At 64.0% G+C, this 16,141-nt stretch carries 16 protein-coding genes and 1 tRNA gene; 5 read left to right on the top strand and 12 right to left on the bottom strand.

Going from position 1 to position 16,141, the window contains the following annotated elements:
• Nucleotides 1–49 precede the first annotated feature (49 nt).
• Entirely contained in the window at nucleotides 50–436 is a 387-nt protein-coding gene (gene gcvH, locus ACIPV6_RS14810) for a glycine cleavage system protein GcvH (RefSeq protein ID WP_400271603.1), read from the bottom strand.
• A 117-nt stretch (nucleotides 437–553) separates the two neighbouring features.
• Here gcvH and ACIPV6_RS14805 point away from each other — a divergent pair, with 117 nt between their 5' ends.
• Complete coding sequence (locus tag ACIPV6_RS14805) at nucleotides 554–1,144, top strand: hypothetical protein (RefSeq protein WP_400271602.1); 591 nt, start codon at nucleotides 554–556, stop codon at nucleotides 1,142–1,144.
• Between the two features lie 106 nt (nucleotides 1,145–1,250).
• On the opposite strand, the gene ACIPV6_RS14800 is transcribed toward ACIPV6_RS14805, so the two are convergent.
• Complete coding sequence (locus tag ACIPV6_RS14800; protein WP_400271601.1) at nucleotides 1,251–2,459, bottom strand: MFS transporter; 1,209 nt, start codon at nucleotides 2,457–2,459, stop codon at nucleotides 1,251–1,253.
• Nucleotides 2,460–2,632: 173 nt separating this feature from the next.
• Between ACIPV6_RS14800 and ACIPV6_RS14795 the strand changes: the two genes are divergently transcribed.
• Entirely contained in the window at nucleotides 2,633–3,079 is a 447-nt protein-coding gene (locus ACIPV6_RS14795; RefSeq protein WP_400271600.1) for a MarR family winged helix-turn-helix transcriptional regulator, read from the top strand.
• Between the two features lie 104 nt (nucleotides 3,080–3,183).
• Here the strand turns inward: ACIPV6_RS14795 and ACIPV6_RS14790 are convergent.
• The 10 genes from ACIPV6_RS14790 to ACIPV6_RS14745 form a co-directional block, all read right to left on the bottom strand.
• Nucleotides 3,184–3,260, bottom strand: a tRNA-Pro gene (locus ACIPV6_RS14790).
• Nucleotides 3,261–3,401: 141 nt separating this feature from the next.
• A complete protein-coding gene (gene der / locus ACIPV6_RS14785) occupies nucleotides 3,402–4,952 on the bottom strand; it encodes a ribosome biogenesis GTPase Der (RefSeq protein WP_400271599.1) in 1,551 nt (516 codons plus the stop codon).
• Nucleotides 4,953–4,964: 12 nt separating this feature from the next.
• Nucleotides 4,965–5,699: a lysophospholipid acyltransferase family protein gene (locus ACIPV6_RS14780; RefSeq protein ID WP_400271598.1), complete on the bottom strand. Its 735-nt coding sequence runs from the start codon at nucleotides 5,697–5,699 to the stop codon at nucleotides 4,965–4,967.
• Nucleotides 5,689–6,402, bottom strand: a complete 714-nt coding sequence (cmk, locus tag ACIPV6_RS14775) for a (d)CMP kinase (protein ID WP_400271597.1) — start codon at nucleotides 6,400–6,402, stop codon at nucleotides 5,689–5,691. Before cmk ends, ACIPV6_RS14780 begins: the two co-directional genes overlap by 11 nt.
• On the bottom strand, nucleotides 6,402–7,508 hold the full coding sequence (locus tag ACIPV6_RS14770) for a prephenate dehydrogenase (RefSeq protein ID WP_400271596.1): 1,107 nt from the start codon (nucleotides 7,506–7,508) through the stop codon (nucleotides 6,402–6,404). The genes cmk and ACIPV6_RS14770 overlap by 1 nt, the downstream gene beginning before the upstream one ends.
• 2 nt (nucleotides 7,509–7,510) lie before the next feature.
• Nucleotides 7,511–8,719, bottom strand: a complete 1,209-nt coding sequence (locus ACIPV6_RS14765; RefSeq protein WP_400271595.1) for a pseudouridine synthase — start codon at nucleotides 8,717–8,719, stop codon at nucleotides 7,511–7,513.
• Nucleotides 8,720–8,853: 134 nt separating this feature from the next.
• Nucleotides 8,854–9,510, bottom strand: coding sequence for an SMC-Scp complex subunit ScpB (locus ACIPV6_RS14760; protein WP_400271594.1), 657 nt, complete (start codon nucleotides 9,508–9,510; stop codon nucleotides 8,854–8,856).
• Nucleotides 9,503–10,369: a segregation and condensation protein A gene (locus ACIPV6_RS14755; protein ID WP_400271712.1), complete on the bottom strand. Its 867-nt coding sequence runs from the start codon at nucleotides 10,367–10,369 to the stop codon at nucleotides 9,503–9,505. The genes ACIPV6_RS14760 and ACIPV6_RS14755 overlap by 8 nt, the downstream gene beginning before the upstream one ends.
• A 38-nt stretch (nucleotides 10,370–10,407) precedes the next feature.
• The gene (locus ACIPV6_RS14750; protein ID WP_397322929.1) at nucleotides 10,408–11,307 is read right to left on the bottom strand and encodes a ParA family protein; all 900 of its coding nucleotides are present in this window, start codon (nucleotides 11,305–11,307) and stop codon (nucleotides 10,408–10,410) included.
• Between the two features lie 243 nt (nucleotides 11,308–11,550).
• Nucleotides 11,551–12,894: a cation:dicarboxylate symporter family transporter gene (locus tag ACIPV6_RS14745; protein WP_400271593.1), complete on the bottom strand. Its 1,344-nt coding sequence runs from the start codon at nucleotides 12,892–12,894 to the stop codon at nucleotides 11,551–11,553.
• A 141-nt stretch (nucleotides 12,895–13,035) separates the two neighbouring features.
• Here ACIPV6_RS14745 and ACIPV6_RS14740 point away from each other — a divergent pair, with 141 nt between their 5' ends.
• From ACIPV6_RS14740 to ACIPV6_RS14730, 3 genes are all read left to right on the top strand, one after another.
• A complete protein-coding gene (locus ACIPV6_RS14740) occupies nucleotides 13,036–14,700 on the top strand; it encodes an ATP-binding protein (RefSeq protein ID WP_400271592.1) in 1,665 nt (554 codons plus the stop codon).
• Nucleotides 14,697–15,410 (top strand): response regulator, encoded by a 714-nt coding sequence (locus ACIPV6_RS14735; protein WP_400271591.1) that lies wholly within the window; start codon nucleotides 14,697–14,699, stop codon nucleotides 15,408–15,410. The genes ACIPV6_RS14740 and ACIPV6_RS14735 overlap by 4 nt, the downstream gene beginning before the upstream one ends.
• A gap of 76 nt (nucleotides 15,411–15,486) precedes the next feature.
• Nucleotides 15,487–16,128: a GntR family transcriptional regulator gene (locus tag ACIPV6_RS14730; protein ID WP_400271590.1), complete on the top strand. Its 642-nt coding sequence runs from the start codon at nucleotides 15,487–15,489 to the stop codon at nucleotides 16,126–16,128.
• Nucleotides 16,129–16,141: the final 13 nt, after the last annotated feature.

The raw sequence follows: 16,141 nt of genomic DNA, 5'->3' as shown, positions 1-16,141 counted from the left end.
TTCCCGTTACTCCCCTCAGGGGAAATACAGCCGGGCGGGCCAGATAACTTTAGCCTACCTGTTGTTCGTACTCCGATGCACTGAGCAGGGAATCCACTGCGTCAGCTTCGGCGAGTTTGACTTCAAAAAGCCAGCCCTCGCCGTAAGGATCGGAGTTGATAAGGGCAGGATCCTGGTCCAGGGCGTCATTCCTGTTGATGACTTCGCCGCTGACCGGAGCATAGATATCGCTGACGCTCTTGGTCGATTCAACCTCTCCCACAACATCATTTCCGGTGATCTTGGTTCCCGGTTCCGGCATCTGGGCATAGACCACATCGCCCAGGGCATCCTGGGCAAAATCCGTGATGCCTATACGGACAACTCCGTCGCCGTCCGGCGCCGAAACCCATTCGTGTTCTGCGGTATAGGAAAGATCGGCTGGAATATTGCTCATGGGTCGCCTTTCATCGGGACTTTTTTGGACCTCGACGGCGGCCCGGGCTTCCGGCCACCGCTGAAAGTATAGGCATAATTCCGTTACGCCCTGTGAGGTCTCTGCCATGATTGACCCATGACTGAACAAGCACAAGTACCACCAGGGAAAAAAGGCAATTGGGGCGTCAAAATAATCCTGATCATCGTGGCATTGCTTGTTGCTGTGGCAACCTACTTTGTTTTGGGCGCAATACTCCCCCGCTGGTGGTCCGATGTCATCGCGGGACAAATTCGGCGTGACCTTGGTGCCAGCGTCCTGGTAGGCATGTTCTACGGATTCGTCTTCACCTTCGTACCCCTGGTGATTGCCTGGCAGGCCACCCACAAGGCAGTGAAGTGGCCCCTCAAGATCGCCATCCTCCTGGTGGCGGTAGCCGTGGCGACGCCGAACCTCCTGACCGCGGGAATCGTGTTCGGCTCCAGCGAATCCGCCCACGCGGGCCAGCGCACCCTCAGCGTGGATGCCGGTTTCTTCACCACATGGACGGCGATCTCCGCAGTGGCCGCCGCGCTCATCTTCGCCGCAGTCACCATTCTTTGGGCAGTGTGGCGTCGCCGTGGCAAGCAAATGAAGGCACTCAAGCAAGCCGAACTGGAACGCGTACGCTCCGCCAAGGCTGCACCGTCGCCGGAAGACGCAGGGAACGGGACGCACAGCGGACCGTGAGCCCAGGCGTTTTGCCCCCCAGGAGTCTGACCCGACAGCAACAGAGCATGAAGAAGCCCGCCACGGACACATATCCGCGGCGGGCTCTTCCATGCTGCCGTCAGCGTCAGCCGACGGTGGCCGCCTGAGGTTCGCGTTCGACGTCGGACGCCTGCTTTCGCGCCGAAACATCCTTGCGCTTGGCCGCCACAGCGGCCGCCACCATGACAAGCAGGGCTGCCACCGTGATCCCCGCACCCGCCCAAATGGGCGATGTGTAGCCGAGGCCGGCACTGATTGTCATGCCGCCAAGCCAGGCACCGAGGGCGTTGCCAAGGTTGAAGGCACCGATGTTTGCCCCGGACGCCAAAGTGGGCGCCGACGTGGCAAAATGCATGACGCGCATCTGAAGACCGGGCACCGTTGCAAAGCCGAAGCCACCCATGAGCGCTAGCGAGACGAGGGTGGCGATGCTGCTGGAAGCCGTCAGGGCGAAGAACACCAGGACCAGCACCAAGCCACCGAGGATCACCATCAGGGATGCATCGAGGGCCTTGTCCGCCGCCTTGCCGCCCAGGAAGTTGCCCACGAACAGGCCGGCACCGAACAGCACAAGGAGCCACGGAACCGAACTTGCCGCGAACCCGGAGACTTCGGTCAGGGTGAAGGCAATGTAGGTGAACGCGCCGAACATGCCGCCGAATCCGAGGATGGTCACCACAATCGAGAGCCACACCTGGCCGGAGCGGAAGGCACCGATTTCGGTTCGCAGGCTCTTGGCGGCTTCGGAACTGGCCTTGGGCACCATGAGGGCAATCCCCGCCAAGGCGACGACCCCAATGACGGTAATGGCCCAGAAAGTGGAGCGCCAGCCAAAGTTCTGGCCGAGCAGGGTACCGAACGGCACTCCCAGGACGTTCGCGGCAGTGAGGCCGGTGAACATGATGGCTATGGCTCCGGCCTTCTTTTGTGCGGGAACCAGGCTCGCAGCCACCACCGAACCGATGCCAAAGAAGGCTCCATGGCAGAGCGCGGCAATAATCCGGCCAACCAGCATGGCGCTGTAGGTTTCCGACACCGCGGACAGGAAGTTGCCAACAATGAAGAGGACCAGGAGGCCCATGAGCACGGGCTTTCGGGGAAGCCTGGTCACGGCAGCCGTAACCAAGAGGGCACCGACGGTGACGCTCAAAGCGTAGCCGGAGATGAACCAGCCGGCCGACGCTTCGCTGACGCGGAAATCAGCCGCTACTTCGGGCAAGAGGCCCATGATGACGAATTCGGTCAATCCGATACCGAAACCGCCCAGGGCAAGGGCAATCAACCCTGCAGGCATGTGGAGAGCTCCTTCAAATGGGGTGGTCCCCTGGAGTGGAAGTGCGCCGCCGGGAACCGTAGAATAATAGTTGCAGACGCTGTATATATAGTTGCACACGCTAGATAATTGCGCAAGCAACTACTTTACGCAGCCTGCAATCGGGCCACCACCAAGTCAGGAGCAGAGCAGACATGGGCATCAAGGATGACGCCGTAGAGGTACGGGCACAGGGATGGCGCACGCTTGCCGCCTTGCACGGGACTATCGAAGCCGAATTGGAGAAAGCACTCCAGGCCTCCAGCGAGCTCTCGGTGGTGGAGTACACGGTCCTTGACGCGCTGAGCCGGCAGGACGGCTGGCACATGCGCATGCAACAACTCGCCCGCGCCACGGCACTTTCAAGCAGCGCTACCACCCGGCTCGTGAATCGACTGGAGGACCGCGGGCTCCTCACCCGTATCCTCTGCGCCGATGACCGTCGCGGGATCTACACGGAACTGACGGTGGCCGGACAAAAGCTGCTCGTGGATGCCAAGCCCGTCCACGACGAGACGTTGGCATCAGCATTGGCTGCGGCTGAACGGGTTCCGGAACTCGAGCCGCTGGTGCGGGCGCTCGGCGCTTTGCAGGCAGTCTGACGCACGCGCTCCTGGGTGGCCCGGCTTTCGCCGGGCCGCCCACAGGCCGCACGTTTTAACGACCAAGGCCGGAGTCCCGTGTTTCCACGGAACTCCGGCCTTTATGGTCGGGCTGACAGGATTTGAACCTGCGACCCCTTGACCCCCAGTCAAGTGCGCTACCAAGCTGCGCTACAGCCCGCTGGTTCCACCGTTCTCCGCCAAGGTATTTCTCCGAAGATTCCTACCTAAGCAGTCCGGCCGAACCACCTCCAAAAGCTTACACGAAGTTGGAGGCCCCTTATGCCATCCAAGCCAAAGTTGGCTGTGATGCGCGTCTCATTTACTTTTTCCGGCCGCGCTTCTCTCGAACGCGCATGTTGACCTCGATGGGCGTGCCCTCGAAGCCGAACGCTTCGCGCAGGCGCCGCGTGATGAACCGGCGGTATCCGGGGTCCAGGAAGCCGGTGGTGAACAGCACGAACTTCGGCGGCCTGCTGGAGGCCTGGGTGCCGAAGAGGATGCGCGGCTGCTTTCCGCCACGGACGGGGTGCGGGTGGGCTGCCACGAGTTCACCCAGGAACGCGTTGAGGCGCCCGGTGGGAATACGGCGGTCCCAGCTCTCCAGCGCCTTGTCCAGCGCAGGAACCAAACGGTCCTTGTGCCAGCCGGTCTTGGCGGAGATGTTCACACGGGGTGCCCATTCAACGTGCGCCAGGTCCTGTTCGATTTCGCGTTCCAGGTAGCGGCGACGCTCATCGTCCAGGAGGTCCCACTTGTTGAAGGCCAGGACCAGCGCACGGCCGGACTCGATGGCCAACTGCAGGATGCGGACGTCCTGCTCGCTAAGGACTTCGTCGACGGCGAGGAGCACGACGGCGACCTCCGCCTTCTCGAGCGCGGCCTGGGTTCGGAGCGAGGCATAGAAGTCCGCGCCTTGGGCCATGTGCTGGCGGCGGCGGATACCGGCGGTGTCCACGAAGCGCCACGTGCGGTCGCCGAGTTCGATGAACTCGTCCACAGGATCACGCGTGGTTCCTGCCAGCGGGTCCACCACAACACGCTCCGAACCGGCGAGCTTGTTCAACAGCGAGGACTTGCCGACGTTCGGGCGACCGATGAGTGCGATGCGGCGTGGACCACCGGACCGCTCGACGCCTTCCACCTGCGAGAACTCCGGCAAGGTGTCAATGACATGGTCCAGGAGGTCGGCGACCCCGCGGCCATGCAGGGCCGACACCGGATACGGCTGACCGAAGCCAAGGCCCCACAACGAGGCGGAGTCGGCTTCCTGCGCGAAATCGTCCACCTTGTTGGCCACCATGATGACCGGCTTCTTGCTCTTGCGGAGCATCTTCATGACGCCTTCATCGGTTGCCGTGGCGCCAACGGCGGAGTCCACCACGAACAGCACGGCATCGGCCAACTCAACGGCCATCTCGGCTTGGTCGGCCACGCGGGCATGGATGCCCTTGGCGTCGTGCTCCCACCCTCCGGTGTCCACGAGCGTGAAGTTCTTGCCGTTCCAGCGCGCCGAGTACATCACACGGTCGCGGGTGACGCCCGGGGTGTCCTCCACCACGGCTTCACGACGGCCCAGGATGCGGTTGACCAGGGTGGACTTGCCAACATTGGGACGCCCGATGATGGCCAGGACCGGATCCAGCTTGAGCGGTCCCTCGTCGCCTTCGTCCTCGTAGTCGCCGCTGAGGAGGGCAGCGTCGTCTTCGTCGAGCTCGTAATCATCGAGTCCGGCACGAAGGGTGGCGGCCCGGAGCTCCGCTTCCTCGTCGTCCAGGGCAGCCAGGTTTTCAGCCACCTGGTCGGTGCCGGTGGGCGTGTATTCGTCGTCGCCGGCACCATGGTGGCCGGATTTTTGAGTCGTATCGCTCATTGCACTTTTCCTTCAGTGGTGGTCTGCCGGGGTTCCGGCTACTTCGATGTGGCGGTGGTGCTGGTCCGGTTCAGGGGCTGCTTCCCGGGGAAGGGCCTGCCCGGTCTTCCGGACGGCATCCTGGACGTGTGCTGCCAGGGCCTCGCGGATTGCCGTCGCCGCCCTGTCCATTGAAACACGCCCCGGTTCGCCCTTCCGGCGCTGCACCGTCAGGGGTTCGCCGAAGCTGACGTACAGCTTCCTGCGCAGGTGGGGAATATGGTCACGGTGCTCGCCGGGGTGTCGCGTGCCAAGGATGGCCACGGGAATCACCGTGGCTCCGGAGTTGACCGCCAGCCAGGCAACCCCGCTGCTGATGCTTTCGGCGGCACCGGTCCCCCGCGTCCCTTCCGGCAGGATACCGACGCAACGGCCGCCGTCGAGCAGTTCCTTGCCCAGGTGCAGGGCGGCACGGTCGCCGCTGCGGTCCACCGGGATCTGGCCCGAAGCCGTCAGGACCCCGCCCAGGAAACCCTTGAACATCTCCTTCTTGACCATGATGTGCATGGGCCGCGGCGCGGCTCCGTACATGACGGGGCCGTCCAGGAAGCTGATGTGGTTGGCGGCGAAAATGACCGGACCGGCGGCAGGGATATTGCTCTTGCCCGTCACCGAAGTCCTGTAGAGAACGTGATCCAGGAACCACCCGATGGGACGGCTCCAGAAACGGTTCCAGGATGCCGGAAGCCGCAACTGCTCAGTCGCCATAGATGACCTTGCTGACAATCGCCAACGCGGTTTGGACGGTTTCCTCAAAGTCGAGGTCCGAGGAATCCAGGGTCACCACACCATCGGCGGCCTGGGTGAAGTTGACCACCGTGGAATCCTTCGCATCGCGCTGGATCACCTGCGCGGCCAGCTGTTCCTTTGTCTGGGTGCCGCCCAACTGGATCCCGCGACGGCGGAGCCTGGCTTCCTCGCTGGCGGTCAGGAGCATGCGCACTTCGGCACCGGGCGCGACGACCGTGGTGATGTCCCGGCCTTCCACCACCATGCGGTGATGGTGCTGGTCGATCAGTTGCCGCTGCCGGCGGATCAGTTCCGTCCTGGCACCAAGCGTGGTGGCCACGGCGCTCACGGACGAGGAAATCCGGGGATCCCTGATTTCCTCCGTCACGTCCGTTCCGTCCACAGCCACGTACTCGTTCGAGGCACTGGTGCTGATTTCCAACGGCATGGTCTTGGAAGCAAGTTCAACGGCGGCGCCGTCGTGGAGGTCTACCCCGGTCTTGAGGCAGTACCAAGTCAGGGCACGGTACATGGCGCCCGTGTCCAGGTAGGCCAGCTTCAGTCGCTTGGCCACTTCCTTGCTGACACTCGATTTGCCCGATCCGGAGGGACCGTCGATCGCTATCACGAGCGGCTTGCCGGGACGGGCGACCGTCTCCGGGCCAAAGAATTCACGCGTCATTACTGGAGTACCCGCCATCCACGATCGGTCAATGCTTCAACAAGGAGGTCGTGCTTGCTGGGCAGGACGGAGATTTCCACCATGCCCACGTTCTGTCCTGACGAATGGTCCAGCCGAAGGTCTTCCAGGTTTACGCCGATCTCGCCGATCTCGGTGAGGAGCTGCGCGATCTGGCCTGGCCTGTCATCGACCAGGATGGTCAACCAGGAATATGCCTGCGGCGGGCCGCCGTGCTTCCCCGGGATCCGGGCCTGCCCGGCGTTGCCTTCGCTGATCAGTTGGGCGAGGTCAAGCCTGGCACCAGGGGCCGACGGATCCTCCAAGGTGCCGATCAGCCGGTTGAGGTCTTCGCGGACGCCATGCAGAATTTCCACGACCTTCTCCGCATTTCCACCGAGGATCTGGACCCAAAGGGTAGGATCGCTTGCTGCGATGCGCGTGGTGTCCCGCAGGCCGTTACCGGCAAGGGACAGTGCATGGAGCGGCGTGCCTTGGAGCCGGCTGGCCAACAGCGAGGACATGATCTGCGGCAAGTGCGAGACCAGGGCCACAGCCTCATCATGCTCGTCAGCGGTGAACTGGGAAACGAACGCGCCCAGGTCCCCGGCCAGTGAACGAGCTGCCTGGCGTGCCTCGTCCGCTGTTTCTTCGGACGGGCAGATGACCCAGGGCATGGACGTGAACAGCTCGCCCCTGGCCGCCACGGGCCCGGATTTCTCCCGGCCTGCCATCGGGTGGGTGCCCACATAGCGGGACATATCCACGCCTCGCGAACGCAAGTCGGTCTGGATGGCGGCCTTGACGCTGGCAATATCGACGACCACGGCTTCCGGGTAATCAGCCAACGCCTTTTCGACGACGTCTGCCGTGACATCCGGCGGTGCTGCAACAACCACAAGTTGCGGCTGGGCGTCCAGCTCTTCAAGGGGACGACCCGCACCAATGTCCACGGCCACGGCCTGGTTGGTGGGCGAGGTGTCGAACAGGAAAACCGGGACGCCGCGCCCACGCAGGCCCAGGCCGATGCTGGCACCGAGCAAGCCCGTACCAAGTACCACGACGGGGCCATCGAGATGACCCCGTCCGTGCGTGCGGAATGCCGACATGCCTAGAGCCCTACGGCGGCCATCAGGTGGCCGATTTCCTGCTTGCCGAGGTTGCGGATGCTGCCCTGGCGCTGGTCGCCCAAGCCAATCGGTCCGACCTTGACGCGGACCAGGCGCTGTACAGGGAAGCCGACGGCGTCGAACATCCGGCGCACAATGCGGTTCTTGCCCGAGTGCAGGACAACCTCAATCAGCACATGGCCGGGAGTGGAGTCCACCAAGCGGAAGGAGTCCACCGCGGCCACGCCGTCCTCGAGCTCCACACCGGACTTGAGCTGGGCGCCGACGCCCTGCGGGAACGGTCCACGGACCTGGACGAGGTACGTCTTGGGCACCTCATACGAAGGATGGGTCAAGCGGTTGGCCAGTTCGCCGTCGTTGGTCAACAACAGCAGCCCCTCGGTGGCGACGTCCAGGCGGCCCACGTGGAACAGGCGTTCGCCCTTGTTCTTGTTGGTCTTGAGGAAATCGCTGATGCAGGGACGGCCCTCGGGGTCTTCCATGGTGGACACGACGCCCTTGGGCTTGTTGAAGACCATGTAGACGAGCGTTTCGTCCAGCTGGATACGGATACCGTCGACGTGGATGACGGCCGACTTGGGATCCACGCGCATCCCCAGCTCAGTGGTGACCTGGCCATCGACTTCGACGCGGCCTTCGAGGATCATCTCCTCACAGACGCGACGGGAGGCGACACCGGCCTGCGCCATGACTTTCTGCAGGCGCACGCCATCGACGTCGTGAAGGTCCGACTGCGGAACGTCCTGTCGTGGACCGCGGTTGCGGCCCGGCTTGCGGACGGGACCTAGGCTCTGGCCGAAACGCTCGCTGCCGAAGGCCTTGGAGCCGTACTGCTTGGCGTTGCCGGGCTTCGGCTTGGGCTTGAGGGCGCCGGGCGTGCCGGGTGCCTTGCCGTAACCCGGCTTGTTGGAACCAGGCTTGCGGAAGGGCTTGGCGGGCTTCGCCGCCTGGCCGCGGCCGCTGGCCGTGGTGGGGTTGTCGGGGTCGAAAGGAGCCGCTTCCCGCGGCTTTGCGGCCTTGAACGGCCGGCCGTCGCCCTGCTTGAAGGTGCGCTTTCCAGCGCCGGCACTTCCGCCGCGGCCAGCAAAGCCGCCGGCGTTGGAGCGTCCTGCGCCCCTTGCCTCATTGCGTCCGGAGTTGTTGCGTCCCGAACCGTTACGTGGTGAACCCTGGCGTCCCGCCTGTGTCATGACCCGTCCTTGTGTAGTATTGGCCGGCCTTCCGTGCTGCAATCAACACTAGCCAGCCCGGCAGGCAATCGCCTGCCCCTGCTGCTGCGGCACGCCCTGCGCGCCGTGAACCAATATGTACTTGTGCCGAATGGTTACATCCGGCTTGCGTCGTAATACTCGTCGATCCCTTCGAGGCCGGGGAGGTGCGGGGACAGTTGCGGCAAGTCCGCGACTGAACCGATGCCCATCCGTTCCAGGAAGTATGAGGTTGTCCGGTACAGGATTGCCCCGGACTCGGGATCGTTCCCGGCGTCTTCGATCAATCCACGCTGGGTCAGTGTCCTGACGACGGAATCGACGTTAACGCCGCGAATTGCGGACACCCTGGCCCTCGAGACCGGCTGGCGGTAGGCAATGACCGCCAAAGTTTCCAGTGCTGCCTGGGTCAGCCTGGTGGTTTGGCCCTCAAGGACGAACCTGCCAACAATGTGGGCAAAATCCGGCCGAGAATAGATACGCCAACCTCCGGCGATGTTCCGCAATTCAAAACCCCGGGGTGCGTTGCTTGCAGCTGCAAAGCCATCAGCATCCACGTCCGGGGCTTTAACAGTATAGCCGCTATACTCGCGCAGGAGTTCCTGCAGCAAATCATCGACGACGGCGACCGTCACGTTGAGCCCGGCGGCGAGCTCTTCGGAGGTGGCCGGCTCGTCGATCACCATCAACACCGCTTCCAAGGCGGCCTTTGCGCCGCCCGGGAGGGTCTCGAGTTCGGCCAGGCCGTCCGTACCCGCTGCCTGCTCAGTCATCCGCGGCTCCATCTCCCAGGTCTTCGTACTCTTCACTCAGGTTTGAGCTGTCCCATTCTGCGTCGCTTCCGGTCCATCGGACCAACAACTGGGCCAAGGGCGTGGGCTGCTCAAACGCGACCACGCGGTCACGGAACATCTCGAGCAGGGCCAGGAAGCGGGCAACCACCACCAGGGTGCTCCCGGCGTCTGCGATCAGCGCCTGGAACGACAGCGGCGCCCCCAACTGCAAGCGGTAGCCGAGGATCTCTGCCTGCTCCTTCACGCTGACAGGTGGGGCATGCAGGTGGCCCAGGCCCACCTCGCTTGGCGGGGCATCTTTGGGTTTGAGCGCCTTGGCGGCAAGCTCGGCAAATTGCTCCGGGCTGTGGCGCCACACGAGCTCGGGCAACAACGCCGCAAAATGACCCTCCAGGGCAACTTGCCGCGGGAACCTGAGGCCTTCCTCTTCCAACTGGTTGCCGAGGAGCCCAGCCACTTCCTTGAAGGCCTTGTATTGCAACAACCGGGCGAACAGGAGGTCACGGGCTTCCAGCAGCGCAATGTCCTCGTCGTCTTCCACTTCGCCGGCGGGCAGGAGGCGGGCAGCCTTCAGATCCAGCAAGGTGGCCGCAATGACCAGGAACTCGCTGGCTTCGTCCAGCGCCCAGTCCTCCCCCAGTTCCTGCAACCTGCGGATGTACTTGATGAACTCGTCCGTCACCGTTGCGAGGGCCACCTCAGTGATGTCCATCTTGTGCTTGGCGATCAGGCCGAGCAGCAGGTCGAAAGGGCCCGTAAAGTTGGCCAGCCGTACCTCAAAGCCGCCCTTTGACGCTTCGGAGGTGCCGGCGTCGGGCGTTGAAACGGAGGAGTCCACCGCGAGCGGTGGGGCAGACGGCGATCCCACGCCGACGGCTACGGCGCGCCGCCGCGCGAGATCAGTTCCTTCGCGAGCCGGCGGTAGGCGTCCGCACCGACGTGGTTGCCCGCGTAACTCGTGATGGGCTCGGCGGCAACGGTGGCGTCCGCGAACTTGATGGAACGCTTGATGACTGTCTCGAACACTTTGTCCCCAAAGGCCTCCACCAAGCGGGAGATGACCTCACGGCTGTGCAGTGTGCGGGCGTCGTACATGGTGGCCAGGACGCCGTCCACTTGCAGGCGCGGATTCAGGCGGTCCTGCACCTTCTCGATGGTTTCCACCAGGAGGGCGACAGCGCGCAGGGCAAAGAACTCGCAAATGAGCGGGATGATGACGCCGTGCGCGGCGGTCAGCGCGTTGACGGTCAGCAGGCCCAGCGACGGCTGGCAGTCGATCAGGACCACATCGTACTCGTCCTCGACGCTCTTGAGGGCACGGTCCAGCACTTGCTCACGGGCCACCTCATTGACGAGTTGCACCTCGGCGGCGGACAAGTCGATGTTGGCCGGCAGGAGGTCCACGCCCTCCACGCCGGTCTGGTGGATGGCCTCGCGGATGCTCACCTTCCGGTCCATCAGCACGTTGTAGACGGTGAGGTCCAATTCATGGGGGTTGACGCCCAGCCCCGCCGACAATGCGCCCTGCGGGTCGAAGTCCACCAACAGCACGCGGCGGCCGTACTCGGCGAGCGCGGCAGCAAGGTTGATGGTTGACGTGGTCTTGCCCACTCCGCCCTTCTGGTTGACCATGGCGATGACTCTCGCCGGGCCGTGCGAAGCAAGCGGAGCCGGTTCCGGGAAGTCGCGGTGCGGGCGGCCCGTGGGCCCCATGATTGCGTCTTCCAGATCGAGCTCGGTGCCTGCCAGGGTTGCTGTTCCCCGTTCGATGCTCACGTATCCAACCACTCTTTCGACGACGATCTTCCCGGCCGCCGGTCCCGTGGGACCAGCACTGCTACCCACCTAGGCTACAGCGACCGACACGGTATTCCGGGGAACTTGACATTGCCCGGTCTTTGAGCCTTTACCCTCTAGTAGAGGTGGAAGGTTTGGGATTTTCCTGCTCCCCGCGCGCGAAAGAAGACCGGCGCCCCTGCGGGCACCGGCCTTCAGACGGGCTCGGGATTCGGTGGAGGACTAGACGGTTGCCTTCTCGCGGGCGTCGGCTTCGGGAGCCTCGGCCACCTCGTCATGGGCCAGCATGGTCTGCTCGTCGAAGGGCGAGTTGCCGGACAGCACCTGGTTGACCTGGTTGGTGTCGATTTCCTTGACCCAGGTACCGATCAGGACCGTCGCCACGGCGTTGCCGGTGAAGTTGGTCAGCGCCCGCGCCTCGGACATGAAGCGGTCAATACCGACGATCATGCCCACGCCACCCAGTAGTTCCGGCTTGTGTGCCTGCAGCCCGGCGGCCAGCGTGGCCAAGCCTGCGCCGGTGACGCCTGCCGCGCCCTTGGAAGCGATGATCATGAAGACCAGGAGGGAGATCTGCGCGCCCAGGTCAAGCGGTGTACCCATGGCGTTGGCAACGAACAGCGAGGCCATGGTCAGGTAGATGGCCGTGCCGTCCAGGTTGAACGAGTAGCCGGTGGGGACAGTCACGCCTACCACTGGCTTGGAAACACCCAGGTGTTCCATCTTGGCGATGAGGCGCGGCAGCGCAGCTTCGGAGGAGGAGGTGGAGAAGATCAGCAGGTATTCGCGGGCCAGGTACTTCATCAGCTTGAAGATATTCACACCGGCAACCGCACGGAGCAGGGTGCCGAGGATGACCACGATGAACAGGATGCAGGTGATGTAGAAGGCGATCATCAGGGTGAACATACTGAGGATTGCCTGCGCACCGGTTGCGCCAACGACTGCGGCAATGGCACCGAAGGCGCCGACGGGTGCGAGCCACATGATCATGATCAGGATGCGGAACACGAGGCGCTGCCCGTGGCCGATGGCCGCGAGGATCGGCTGTCCCTGCTTGCCCATTTTCTGGAGCGCAAAGCCCACCAGGATGGCAGCCAGCAAGGTGGGAAGCACAGGAATATCACCGGGAATGATGCCGAGCAGGAAGTCCACCGTGCTGTCCGTGGCGGCCTTCTTGTTGGGGTCGTAGGGTGTCAGCTTGAGGCCCTCGCCCGGGTGGATCAGGTTACCGACCACCAAGCCGATGGCGAGCGCGAACGTGGACATGGCCACGAAGTACCCCAGGGCGAGTCCGCCCACCTTGCCCACCGTGGCGGCCTTGGCAATGGAGCCGATGCCCAGGACGATGGTGCAGAAGATGACGGGTGCGATCATCATCTTGATCAGCTTGATGAAGCCATCGCCGAGCGGCTTGAGCGACTTGCCGGCTTCGGGGAACACCAGGCCAACAACGGCACCGAGCACGACTGCGAGAATGACAGCGATGTACAGGTAGTGCGACTTGTCGAGCCCCTTGCGCCCGCCGGTGGCGGCCAATGCCGACTCTCCTCGTTGAGAGGTCATGGGAATCTCCTTCTGGATACTGTGTAAGGCGCTGCGGTCCTGCACTTGTGTCCACTCCGCTGCCCTTGTGTGATATCCATCATTCAGCCGCTGGTGACATACATCACCGTTGCGGTCATATTGGTCATGGGAGGCCCACACGTGTTTCATAGCTGGAGCATTGCCCGCCGGTTGTTCGTGGCGAACCTGCTGTTCGTCATGGTGCTGACGGCGGCCTTCGGCGCTTTCTCTGTGGCGGAAGCCAGGAACCGTGCCTACGACGACGCAGGCAGCCGGATGCAGGCGATCGTCGCTTCCATTGCCAACAACCCCTTGGTCCTGCAGGCTGCCTCCAGCCCCGATCCTTCAGCCGACCTGCAGCCCTACGCCCTGAAGGTCACGGACACTGCGGTTGCGGATTTCATCACCATCATGGCCCCGGACCGGACCCGGTGGACCCACCCCCGGCCCGAGGAACTGGGCAAGCCCTACATTGGAACCATCGAGCCGGCCCTGCAGGGCCAAACGTTCACTGAAGTAACTGCGGGAACCTTGGGCCCGTCGGTCCGGACCATCGCCCCGGTCAAGGACGCGGCCGGGTCCGTCAAAGCCCTGGTGGCTGCCGGCATCACGGTGCGCACAGTGGACACCGATCTCGCTGAACGGCTGACCGTGATCGGCGCCATCGCCTTGGGCGTACTCTTCTTTGGCTCCGTGGCGTCCTGGTTGCTGGGACGATACCTGCGCTCCGTCACGCGTGGATGGGGACCCGAGCAGCTGGCCCAGCTCTTTGCCTACTACGAATCGGTCCTGCACTCGGTGCGCGAGGGCCTCATCCTCATCGACACGCGCGGCAACGCCGTCATGTACAACGACCAGGCAGCCGAATTGCTGGGCTTGGAGCCGTCCGAAGCGGACCGCTCCCCCGACCAGGCACCACGGCTCGCCGAGCTTCCCTTCGACGGCAGCCTGCGCGCCCTGTTCGAGTCAGGCCGATCGGCACACGACGAGATTCATCTGACGGGTTCCCGGATCCTGGTGGTAAACCAGGCCCCGGCCGTTGGCCCCGTCCCACCCAGGAGCCGCCAGAAACCCGCGGTCTACGGCACCGTGGCCACCATCCGCGACCGTACCGAGATCGAAGCCCTGGGCACGGAACTGGAAACCATGAAGACCCTCTCCGACGCCCTGCGAGCGCAGACCCATGAACATGCCAACCGCCTGCACATGATCGTCTCCCTGCTGGAGCTCGGCCGCACGCCCCAGGCGCTGGAGTTTGCCACGAAGGACCTTGAGCTGAGCCAGCAACTGACGGACGACATGCTGGCCGCCGTGGACGAACCAGTGATGAGCGCCCTGGTGATGGGCAAGGCCGCAGAGGCCCACGAACGCGGCGTGGAACTGACCGTCCGGACATCCGGAACCGCGGGCGTTCGCGGACTGGAAATCCAGGACCTGGTGACCATCGTGGGAAACCTGCTGGACAACGCCATCGACGCAGCGGCAGCCGGCGGGCTCCCCCGCTCGGTGGAACTTGAGGTGCTGACCGGAAGTGCCGCCGTCGAGTTCGTGGTCCGGGACTCCGGCGCCGGGATCGATCCGGCTTCGATCGACGACGTCCTGCAGTACGGCTACAGCACCAAGTCATCGACGGGAGATCCGCGCGGCAACCACGGCCGGGGCGTCGGGTTGGCACTGGTGCGGCAAGCGATCCAACGGCTCAACGGTACGATGTCCATCGATAATCCGGGGACAACAGACAACCCGGGCGGCGCGCGATTCCGTGTTGTGCTGCCCACAACGGCTCCCCGGGAAGGGAAGGCATGACAGATATCCGCGTCCTGGTGGTCGAGGACGAACCGATCGCTTCCGATGCCCATTCGGTCTATGTGGGCAGGATCGACGGCTTCACCGTTGTTGGCACCGCCCCCGACGGCCAATCGGCCCTCCGCATTCTGGGCGAATTCGCCGCTTCCGGGTCACCTGTCGATCTGGTGCTGCTGGACATGAACCTCCCCGACCTCCATGGACTGGACGTGGCCCGACGCATGCGGTCCGCTGGAATCCTTGCGGACATCATCGCCATTACGGCTGTCCGCGAACTCAGCATTGTCCGGAGCGCGGTGTCGATCGGTGTGGTGCAATACCTGATCAAGCCGTTCACGTATGCCACCTTCGCGGACAAGCTCACCAGCTACCGGGCTTTCCGCGACCAATTGGCTGGCTCCACCTCCGGGACCCCCGGAGCGGGCGCCTCGCAGAGCGATGTGGACCAGGCCTTTGCCAGCCTTCGCGCACCCACGGACCTGCCCCTGCCCAAGGGACTCTCCCCCTCGACACTGGAGGCGGTCAAGGACCTGGTGCGCACCCGCGATCTGCCGGTGTCTGCCAGCGAGGTCATGGAAGCAGTGGGAATGTCCCGCGTGACGGCCCGGCGCTACTTGGAGTACCTGGCCGACGCCGGCACCGTCACCCGGACCCCACGGTACGGAACCCCCGGGCGGCCGGAGAACGAATACGGATGGCGTCGCAACTGACCGCTTGTGTATACATTAACGGCATCAGGACACCGCTTCATGGTGTATTTGGACTGCTCTGTATACACTGGAAACCATGCGCGCCAGTGACCGGGCTTACACCGCCCTCCGTGAGGACATCATCGAATGGCGCCTCCGTCCCGGCACCGTCCTGGCGGAAGTGGAACAGTCCGAACGCCTTGGCGTCTCCAGGACGCCGGTCCGGGAAGCGCTCGGCCGGCTCACCGCTGAAGGATTGACGACGGCGGCAGGCGGCCGGGGCGTCGTGGTCACCGATATCTCCCTGGACAGCATCGATGAGCTCTTCGAACTGCGTGAAACCTTGGAAGTGAGGGCCGCAGCCTTGGCCGCGGATCGCGGCGATCCCGGCATTTTCACCGAACTGCAGGCACAACTGGACCGCGCGCCCGGACTGCTCCGGGAGTCGGACCCGGCACGGCACGATTACTATGCCCTCGTGGGGCGCTTGGACGACGCCATCGATGCCGCTGTTGCCAACACCTACCTCGCCCAGGCCATGCGGGGCCTCCGTGTCCACCTGGTCCGCATCCGGCGACTCGCAGTCGATGATTCCGCCCGCCTCGCCGCCGCGGCCGCAGAACATGCAGCCATCGCCGAAGCCATAGCCGCGCGGAACCCACGACTGGCCGAAGCCGCCACGATCGTCCACTTGCACCGCAGCCTCACCCACGTCAAAGCCGCACAGCCGGCCCAGTGAACCGTCCAACCCA

This window comes from Paenarthrobacter sp. NPDC089988 (assembly GCF_044748465.1).
In the GTDB taxonomy this organism is placed as follows: domain Bacteria; phylum Actinomycetota; class Actinomycetes; order Actinomycetales; family Micrococcaceae; genus Arthrobacter.
The sequence above is the reverse complement of the archived record's forward strand: the minus strand, read 5'-3'. Positions and strand labels throughout refer to the sequence as shown.